This is a genomic window from Blastococcus sp. CT_GayMR16 (genome assembly GCF_004570875.1).
Classification (GTDB): Bacteria; Actinomycetota; Actinomycetes; order Mycobacteriales; family Geodermatophilaceae; genus Blastococcus_B.
Window position 1 is genome coordinate 65097 of sequence record NZ_SPQK01000023.1, and the last position, 9197, is coordinate 74293.

Here is a 9197-nt window from a genome sequence, read left to right on the forward strand (position 1 = left end):
GTCACTGTGGCGCCAGCAGCCCGCGCAGCTCCTCGGTGAGCTGCTCGCGCAGCTCGGGGTGCTGGTGCCAGGCCGCGGGGGTGGACTGGAAGAGCGAGATCTTCCACCGGCCACCCTCGTCGACGGCGACCAGCGTGTGGACGGTGTTGAGGGCCGGGTCGAGGTCGTTGCCGTCGGGCTGGATCATCCCGGCGTGTGCCATCAGGACGGCGACGCCCTGCGCCACGGGCCGGACCGAGCGGACCAGCCCCACGTAGGCCGGGGTCTGATGACCGGCGAACACCTGACGCAGGTCGGCCGCGATCGACAGCCGACCCCGGTGATGGCTGCCGTCGAAGCCGATGATGTCCCCGTCGTCGGCGAACCCGGCCGCGACCGCCGCGCCGCTGCGCCGGTTCCAGCCGTCGATGAACTGGCTGTAGAGCGAACGGATCTGGGCGTCGTACGGGTGCGCGTGCGTCACATGCTCTCCTCGCTGGCGCTCGTCGGCACGTGCCGCCGCGTGCTGCGTTCCTGGCGTGACCTCGCAAGCTCGGTCACGTGTGCTCCTCTTCGTGTACTGGGACAGGAGTGACGCTAGTGCTCAGACCACCTCGACCGTTCGACGCTCGCCGTCGGCGAACTGGGTGCGATAGAGGTCCGCGTAACGCCCACCGAGCGCCAGCAACTCAGCGTGCGTACCCGACTCCGTGACGCGACCATTGTCGATCACCAGGATCTGGTCGGCGCTTCGGATGGTCGACAGCCGGTGCGCGATGACCAGGGACGTCCGGCCGGCGAGGGCGGCGTCCAGGGCGTGCTGGACGGCGACCTCGGACTCGCTGTCGAGGTGGGCGGTGGCCTCGTCGAGGATCACGATGCCCGGGGCCTTGAGCAGCACACGGGCGATCGCCAGCCGCTGCTTCTCCCCGCCCGACATGCGGTAGCCACGGTCGCCGACGACCGTGTCGAGGCCCTCGGGCAACGAGCGCACCAGCGTGGCGATCCGGGCGCCCTCGAGGGCCGTCCAGAGTTCGTCCTCGGTGGCCTCCGGCCGGACGTACAGCAGGTTGGCGCGTATGCTGTCGTGGAAGAGGTGCGCGTCCTGGCTGACGACGCCGATCGCGTCGCGCAGCGAATCCAGCGTCGCGTCCCGGACGTCGATGCCGCCGACCCGCACGTTCCCGCCCGTGACGTCGTAGAGCCGGGCCACCAGGTTCGCGATCGTGGACTTCCCCGCCCCGGAGTGACCGACGAGCGCGACCAGGTGACCGGGTTCGACCCGGAAGGACACGTCGTGCAGGACGTCGACCGGTCCCCCGTGCTCGGGCAGCGACACCTCTTCCAGTGACGGCAGCGAGACATCGGCGGCGGAGGGATAGCTGAAGGACACGCCGTCGAACTCGATCGACCGGTCGCCCGTCGGAACCGGCGTCGCGTCGGGGCTCTCGCGGATCATCGGCTGCAGGTCGAGGACCTCGAACACCCGGTCGAAACTGACCATGGCGCTCATGACGTCGACCCGGACGTTGGCGAGCGCGGTCAGCGGGCCGTAGAGCCGCGACAGCAGCAGCGCGAGTGCGACGACATCGCCGGCGCTCAGCGAGCCGGTGAACGCGAGCCAGCCACCGAGTCCGTAGACGAGGGCCGTGGCCAGCGCCGCGACCAGCGTCAGCGCCGTGAAGAAGGTGCGCCCGTACATGGCCGACAGGACGCCGATGTCGCGGACCCGGGCTGCCCGGCCACGGAACGACGCGGCCTCGGCCGACGGCCGGCCGAACAGCTTGACCAGGAGCGCCCCGGCGACGTTGAAGCGCTCCGTCATCGAGGCGTTCATCGATGCGTTGAGCCCGTAGGACTCCCGGGTGATCTCCTGCAGCCGGGCCCCGATCCGGCGGGCCGGGAGGACGAACAGCGGCACGAGGACCAGTGACAGCAGCGTGATCTGCCAGGACAGCGAGAACATCACGCCGGCGGTGAGCACCAGCCCGATGACGTTGGAGACGACGCCGGACAGCGTCGAGGTGAACGCCTGCTGGGCGCCGATGACGTCGTTGTTCAGCCGGCTGACGAGGGCGCCGGTCTGCGTGCGGGTGAAGAAGGCCACCGGCATCCGCTGCACGTGCTCGAAGACGCGGCTGCGCAGGTCGTAGATGACGCCCTCACCGATCCGGGCGGAGTACCACCGGGTGCCGAGGGAGATGCCGGCGTCGATGACCGCGAGACCCGCGATGACGAGCGCGATCCGGACGATGCCGCCCGCCGTGCCCTTGAGACCGGCGATGCGGTTGACGATGTCCCCGGCCAGCAGCGGGGTGATCACGCCGATCACGGAGGACGCGACCACGAGCAGCAGGAAGAACGTCAGCTCGCGACGGTAGGGGCGCGCGACGCCGAGGATCCGGCGCACCGTGCCCTTGGGTAGCTCCCGGGCCGTCACCGACGAATCTCGCCGGAACGACCGCATGGCGGCCATGGAGGTCATGGGATGGCCCACGTCCACACCGCCTCCTTCCAGTCGATCGGCCAACGCCGTGCGCAGCCGGGCTGTTCCGGAGCCAGTGTGTCAGCGGCCTCCGACAAGCTCCTGGAGACGGAGCACCTGAGCGGCCCGCTCGGCGGCGTCCTGGGCTGCGAAGTCGTTGCGGACGGCGGACCGCACCAGCTCGGCCGTCGCCCGGCTCGAGGCCACCGGCGGGCCGGTCAGCGCCGCCACCAGGTCCGCCACGGCCGCGTCCAGCTCGGCCGCCGGGACCACGAGGTTGGCCAGGCCGATCGCGTGCGCCTCGGCCGACCTCACCGCGCGGCCGGTCAAGCAGATCTCCAGCGCCCGCGAGTAGCCGACGAGCTCCACGAGCGTGCTGGTGCCCGTGAGGTCGGGGACCAGGCCCAGGCTCGCCTCGGGGAGCCGAAGCTGCGCGTCGTCGGTCAGGATCCGCAGGTCACACGCCAGCGCGAGCTGGCAGCCCGCGCCGATCGCGTGTCCCTGCACCGCGGCCACGGAGACGATCCCCGGCGAGCGCAGCCACCGGAAGCCGGCCTGGTACCCGCGGATCTGCTCCTCGGCTTCCGCGGACGGCCGGCGCCCCAGGTCGCCGAGCCCGCCGGTGACGCCCGGCTCGGGGCTGAAGAGGCTCCGGTCCAGGCCCGCCGAGAACGAGCGCCCGGCACCTCGGACGACGACCACCCGCACGTCGTCGGTCAGCGACGAGCCGATCTGCGCCAGGGTCGACCAGGTGGTCGGCGTCTGTGCGTTCAGTTGGTCGGGGCGGTCCAGGGTGACGGTGAGGACGGCGCCGTCCTGCTGCGTGCTGACCCAACCGTTCGAGTTCTCCGGTGTCACGCGTCGGCCTCGCCGGCGCTCGGCCCCCGCGTGCCGCGGCGTGCTCTGCTTACTTGTTCGTTCGCGAGCTCACTCACGCCTTCTTACTATTCCGGTTGGCCCCACCGCGGCTGCGCAGGGTGGCGCCCGACTCCGACAGCAGCCGGTGCACGAAGCCGTACGAGCGGTTCGTGGACGTGGCCAGGGAGCGGATGCTCTCGCCGCCGTCGTAGCGCTTGCGCAGGTCGTCGGCCAGCGTCGACCGGTCTCCCCCGGTGATCCGCTTGCCCTTGCCGAGATCCGCAGTAGTCGAGTCGGCCATGACTTCCCTCCGTGTCAGCCGCCGGCCCACGCCCGCACCCGACCGAGCCGCCCGTGCCGGCCCCGGTGCTGGCAGTCCGTCCCCTGAGCGCCGCCGTCCGAGTGACCACGGCATCCCGGTCACATGATCACCCAGGGAGGACCGGACGGCGAGGCGAACGACGACGTCGAGAACCGGCCCCACGGTGTGGCCCGGTTGCGGGGGCCGAAGGCTCCCCGACCGGGACACGGGTGGGGCTCAGCGCCGGTCGGGACGACTCCTGGCCGCGGTGTCGGCCGGAGGCTGACAAAGTGAAAGCGCGCCGACCCTCTCAGGCCAGTGAGACCAGGTCGGCGAAGTCCTCGCTCCAGCTGTCCTCGGTGCCGTCGGGCAGGAGGATGACCTTGTCGGGGTTGAGCGCGTGCACGGCGCCCTCGTCGTGGGTGACGAGGACGATCGCCCCGGCGTAGGTGCGCAGCGCCTCGAGGACCTGCTCGCGACTGGCCGGGTCGAGGTTGTTCGTCGGCTCGTCGAGGAGCAGCACGTTCGCACCCGAGACGACCAGGGTGGCCATGGCCAGGCGGGTCCGCTCCCCACCGGAGAGCGTGCCGGCGCGCTGGTCGACGGTGTCCCCGGAGAAGAGGAAGGCGCCGAGGATCCGGCGGAGCTCGGTGGCCGTGCTGTCGGGGGCAGCCGACTGCATCACCTCGAGCAGGGTGCGGTCCATGTCGATCGTCTCGTGCTCCTGGGCGTAGTAGCCCACGCGCAGGCCGTGCCCGGCCTTGACCTCGCCGGTGTCGGGCGTCTCGGTGCCGGCCAGCATCCGCAGCAGCGTCGTCTTTCCGGCGCCGTTGAGGCCGAGGACGACGACGCGCGTGCCCTTGTCCACCGCGAGGTCGACGTCGGTGAAGATCTCCAGCGAGCCGTAGCTCTTCGACAGGCCCTCGGCGAACAGCGGCGTCCGGCCGCACGCGACGGGCGTCGGGAACCGCAGCTTGGCGACCTTGTCGTGCACGCGGACGTCGGCCAGCCCCGAGGCCAGGCGCTCGGCGCGCTTGTCCATGCTCTTCGCGGCCTTGGCCTTGGTGGCCTTGGCCCGCATCTTGTCGGCCTGGGCGTTCAGCGTGTCGATCTTGCGCTCGGTGTTCGCCCGCTCCTGCTTGCGGCGGCGCTCGTCGGTCTCGCGCTGCTGCAGGTAGAGCTTCCAGCCGAGGTTGTAGACGTCGACCTCGGCGCGGTTGGCGTCCAGGTGCCACACCTTGTTGACGACGGCCTCGAGCAGCTCGACGTCGTGGCTGATGACGATCAGTCCGCCGCGGTGGCCGGACAGGAAGCCGCGCAGCCAGGTGATCGAGTCGGCGTCGAGATGGTTCGTGGGCTCGTCGAGGAGCAGCGTCTCCGCGTCGGAGAACAGGATCCGGGCCAGCTCGACGCGGCGGCGCTGGCCACCGGACAGAGTGCGCAACGGCTGGGCGAGCACCCGGTCGGGCAGGCCGAGGTTGCTGCAGATGCGGGCGGCGTCGCTCTCGGCGGCGTACCCGCCCATCGCGGCGAACTGGTCCTCCAGCCGACCGTAGCGGCGCACGGCCTGGTCGCGCTCGTCGTCGTCGGCCGGTTCGGCCATCGCGATCTGTGCCTTGACCAACTGGTTGCGCAGGACGTCGAGCCCGCGGCCGGACAGCACGCGGTCGCTCGCGGTGATGTCGAGATCGCCGCTGCGGGGGTCCTGCGGGAGGTAGCCGATCTCTCCGGTCACGTCGACCTTGCCCGCGTGCGGCACCCGCTCACCGGCGAGCGTGGTCAGGGTGGTCGTCTTGCCGGCACCGTTGCGGCCCACGAGACCGATCCGGTCCCCCGGCTGCACGCGGAGGGAGGTGTCGCTGATGAGAATGCGGGCGCCGGCGCGAAGCTCGAGGCCGGTCGTCGTGATCACTGATCCCAGGGTAGGCGTCCTCGGGCGGATACCACGACCTCTGCGAGGGTGACATCGGCGGCATCACTCACCCGGGCGTGTTCCTGTGGACAACGGTCCCGTTCCCGAGCAGGGAGCGACAGGATGCGCACATGAGTGCGAGTGGAGGCCCCTGGGGACCGCCCTGCCCGGTGTGCGGCAGACCGACGGGCGACATCGGCCCTGGTCAATGCCCCACCTGTGGGCTGCCGGCCGCCGCGCACGCCGCGCTCGTCGTCTCCCGGATCGGTGCGACCCTCCGGGACATCGCCCAGGACCGGGATGCGCTGGTGGCCACGCTCCGCGCCGCTGCACCGGGGGGAACGACGTACACCGTACCGCCTGCCGCGGCGCCGTCGGCCATGCCTGTTCCCCCGCCGGCCGCTGTGCCCGTTCCGCCGCCCGCGCCGTGGTGGCCGCCCGCTGCCGCACCCGCCCCGGCTCCGCAGACTCCGCGGCCTCCGCGGCGCCGGCTCAGCCCGCAGCAGGTGCTGGTCGGTCTCGGCGCCCTGCTCGTCGTGGCCGCCGCCCTCGCGTTCGTCGCCGTCGCGTGGACCCGCTTGGGCGTGGTCTTCCAGGCCGGCGTCATGGTCGTGGTGACGGCGCTGCTGTGCGGTGCCTCCGCCTGGACGGCACGCAAGGGGTTGCGCGCGACCGAGGAGGCGCTGGCCGCCGCGGGGGCAGCGCTGCTCGCGGTCGACCTCGGCGCGGCCCGGGCGCTGGGGCTCTTCGAGCTGGAGGACGTCGGCCTGCGCCCGTGGTGGGCGATCTCCTGCGCCGTCGTCGTCGCGGCGGGCCTCGGTCTGGGCCGCCTCACGAGGACGACGGCGACCTGGCCGCTGGTGGCGCTGCTCGCCGCTCAGCCGCTGCCGTTCCTGCTGCTGACCAGTGACCTGCTGACCGGACCGGCGGGGGTCGCCGTCGCACTGGCGGTGGCGGGTGCCGACGTCGCAGCGGCCCGGGCGCTGCGCCCGGGTCTCAGGCCGGTCGCCCGGGTCCTCGCCGTCGCCGCCACCGTTCTCGGCGTCCTCGGTGGGCTCGTGGTGGCGGCCGGCTCCGACGCCGTCGACTCCTGGACGGCGACCGGCGTGCTCGCGGTCGGCGGCACGGCGGCTCTCGCCCTCGACCGGCGCGGCCGCGCCCCGGGTCTCGCCGGGGTCGTGCCCGGCACGGTCGGCGCGGTGGTCGGGCTGGCCCTCGCCGCCTCCCTGCGCACCGTCGGCTACCCCGGCCCGTGGATCGCGGTGGGGCTCGGTCTCGCCCTGCTCACCGCCGCCGTCCTGCTGGCGAGCAGGACCGCTGTGGCCGCGGGACTGGTCGCCTCCGGGCTGGCCCTGGTGGGTGCGCACGCCGCGCTGATGGCCGAGGACGAGCGGTTCGGCGCACTGGCTCTGGTGGCCCTGCTCGTGGTGGTGCCGGCGACCCTCGCCGCCCTGCGCCTGCCTCGACTCCGCCGGCAGGCCACTGCCGCCGCACTCCTGGCTCCGTGGGCGGCGATCCTGCTCGCCCGGGCCGACGACGTGCTTCCCGCCACCGTCGCCGGGCTCCTGCTCGCTCTCCTGGCCGCCCTCGCCTTCGCCGTTGCGACCCTGCGCGCGGCACGGCTCGAGGAGTGGGTCGCCGCAGCCGTCGGTGCCGTCTCCGGGCTCACCGCGGGCCTGGTGAGCGGCGGCGTCCAGGCGTGGGGGCAGGTGGCCGTCCAACTCGGCATCGCCGGGGTCGCCGCCGGGAGCTACGCGATCGTCGCCCATCGGCGGTGGGTCGGCATCGTCGCGGTGGCCGACCTGGTGGTCGCCTCGTGGATCGCCGTCGGCGGGGCCGGGGTGGAGACACCGGAGGCCTACACGGGTCCGGCCGCGGTGGGTCTGCTGCTGATCGCGATCCCCGCGCTGCGCTCGGGCGCGACCTCGTGGGCGGCCGAGGGAGCGGCGGTCGGGGTGGCTCTCGTCCCGTCCGCGCTGGTCGTGATCGCGGACCCGACCGCCCTGCGGCTGGTCCTCGTCCTCGTCGCGGCGACGGTTCTGACCGTCGCCGGCACGTTCCTGCACCGGCAGGCGCCGTTCGTGGTGGGCGCCGGCGTCCTCGTCGTGGTCGCCGTCGGCCGGCTCGCCCCGTACGCGCCGCTGCTCCCCCGCTGGGTCACGCTGGGCGCCGCAGGTCTGCTCCTGCTTGTGGTGGGCGCGACATACGAGCGCCGCCGCCAGCAGGCCCGGGAGGCCGTGGCCTGGGTGGCCCAGATGACCTGATCGGAGCCCGACCGGGTGCCACCGCCGCGCCGCCGCCCTACGGTGGAAGCGCCTCGGGGGATGGGAAGGGGGCGGTCGTGAGCCAGCCGGTCGATACCGCGCCCCTGCCTGCCCTGCCCTACCGCGCCCGCCCGCCTCAGGTGCTGCTCGGCGTCGGCGCGGTCCTGCTGGTGAGTTCGGCGGCCGTGGTCGCCTCGGTCTACGGCGGCATCGCCGTCCGGGTGCTCCTGGTCGTGCTCGCCGGCATCGCCACCTGGGTCTCCCTGCGCGCCGCTCGCGCGCGACTGCGCAGCTCCGAGGAGATCCTCGCCGCGTGCGCCGCCGGTCTCGCCGTGGCCGGGGCGTCCCAGGGCGGTCCCGCACTCGACGGCGACCCGGTCACCGCGCTGCTGCTCGCCGCTGCGTTCCTGGTGCTGCACCGCGTCGCGCCCACGACCGCGGCCTGGCCACTGGTGTCCTGGGCCGCCGCGCAGCTGGCCGTGCTCCGGGCGCTCGATCTGGTGCCGGGCAGCCTGCACACCGAGCTCTACCTGTGCGTCTCGCTCGTGGGTCTCGGGATCGCCCTGGTCGCACGACGGGGAGTCGCGCGGCTGGCGCTGGTGACGACGGCGCCGTGGTGGCTGGCCGGTGTCGTGGGTGGCTCCTCCAGCGCCTGGGCGGACGACGGCGGGCGGCAGTGGTTCTCCGCGGCGCTGATGATCGCTGCCGCTGTCGGGCTGCTGCTCGCCCGGCTGCGGAAGCCCCTCGAACCGCTCCTCGGCCCGCCGCGGGTCATGCCGGTGGTCGCGGGTGTCGTCGCCGGCGCCGCGATCACCGGAGCGTTCTCCTCCCTCGGTCCGCTGTCGGTGACGCTGACGGGCTACGCCGGGGTGCTCATCGCCAACCTCGCCGCTGCCTATCTGGGCGGCTGGCGCCGAGGACTGTTCCTCCCGGTGGCACTCGCCGCCGGGATCGTGATGACCAGCCTGTCCCTGGCCCAGTTGCTGGCCGGCCAGCAGTGGTGGGAGCTCTCGCTGCTGCTGCTGCTCACCGCGATCCCGACGGCGCTGGTCGCCGTCCGCCGCGTCGAGAACCGCCCGGTCGCGCTGCCGACCGCCGTGGGTTGCCTGGCCGGTGCCGTGCTGCTGGCCCTTCCGGACGGGCTGTTCGGCCCCGGCACGGCGGCGGTGCTGCTGACCGTGTTCTACGGGGCCGCCATGGCGCTCGGCTCGCGCCTGGACGCTCCGTCGCGACGGGCGACGTCCGCCGCGGCCGCGGTGTGCGCGGCGGCCGCCGTCCTCCTGCTGACCGCCGAGGGACGCCGGACCGAGCTCGCGCTGGTCCTCGCCGTCCAGGGGCTGTGCACGCTGGGGTGGGCCTGGCGCACCGGCCGGCCCCCGGTGACGGCGGACGACGACG

7 protein-coding genes are annotated in these 9197 nt (G+C 73.4%); 2 read left to right on the forward strand and 5 right to left on the reverse strand.

Translation table 11 applies throughout. The features are described 5' to 3' along the window. Position 1: 1 nt before the first annotated feature. The 5 genes from E4P38_RS19865 to E4P38_RS19885 all read right to left on the reverse strand — a co-directional run bounded on the left by E4P38_RS19865 (position 2) and on the right by E4P38_RS19885 (position 5535). Entirely contained in the window at positions 2-463 is a 462-nt protein-coding gene (locus tag E4P38_RS19865; RefSeq protein ID WP_135133717.1) for an SgcJ/EcaC family oxidoreductase, read from the reverse strand. Between the two features lie 120 nt (positions 464-583). Next, entirely contained in the window at positions 584-2476 is a 1893-nt protein-coding gene (locus E4P38_RS19870) for an ABC transporter ATP-binding protein (RefSeq protein ID WP_245161178.1), read from the reverse strand. Positions 2477-2545: 69 nt separating this feature from the next. Next, entirely contained in the window at positions 2546-3322 is a 777-nt protein-coding gene (locus tag E4P38_RS19875) for an enoyl-CoA hydratase/isomerase family protein (protein ID WP_135133718.1), read from the reverse strand. A 73-nt stretch (positions 3323-3395) separates the two neighbouring features. Further along, complete coding sequence (locus E4P38_RS19880) at positions 3396-3623, reverse strand: helix-turn-helix domain-containing protein (RefSeq protein ID WP_135133719.1); 228 nt, start codon at positions 3621-3623, stop codon at positions 3396-3398. A gap of 310 nt (positions 3624-3933) precedes the next feature. Further along, positions 3934-5535, reverse strand: coding sequence for an ABC-F family ATP-binding cassette domain-containing protein (locus tag E4P38_RS19885; RefSeq protein ID WP_135133720.1), 1602 nt, complete (start codon positions 5533-5535; stop codon positions 3934-3936). 170 nt (positions 5536-5705) lie between these two features. On the opposite strand from E4P38_RS19885, the gene E4P38_RS19890 reads away from it, so the two are divergent. Both E4P38_RS19890 and E4P38_RS19895 read left to right on the forward strand, forming a co-directional pair. Further along, positions 5706-7799 (forward strand): DUF2157 domain-containing protein, encoded by a 2094-nt coding sequence (locus tag E4P38_RS19890; protein ID WP_245161179.1) that lies wholly within the window; start codon positions 5706-5708, stop codon positions 7797-7799. 77 nt (positions 7800-7876) lie between these two features. Further along, positions 7877-9197: hypothetical protein (locus E4P38_RS19895; RefSeq protein WP_209309215.1), on the forward strand; the 1321-nt coding region annotated here is incomplete at its 3' end.

Bases quoted from the DNA above. Each gene is read 5' to 3' on its own strand.
- E4P38_RS19880 (WP_135133719.1), bottom strand. From the start codon at position 3,623: ATGGCCGACTCGACTACTGCGGATCTCGGCAAGGGCAAGCGGATCACC.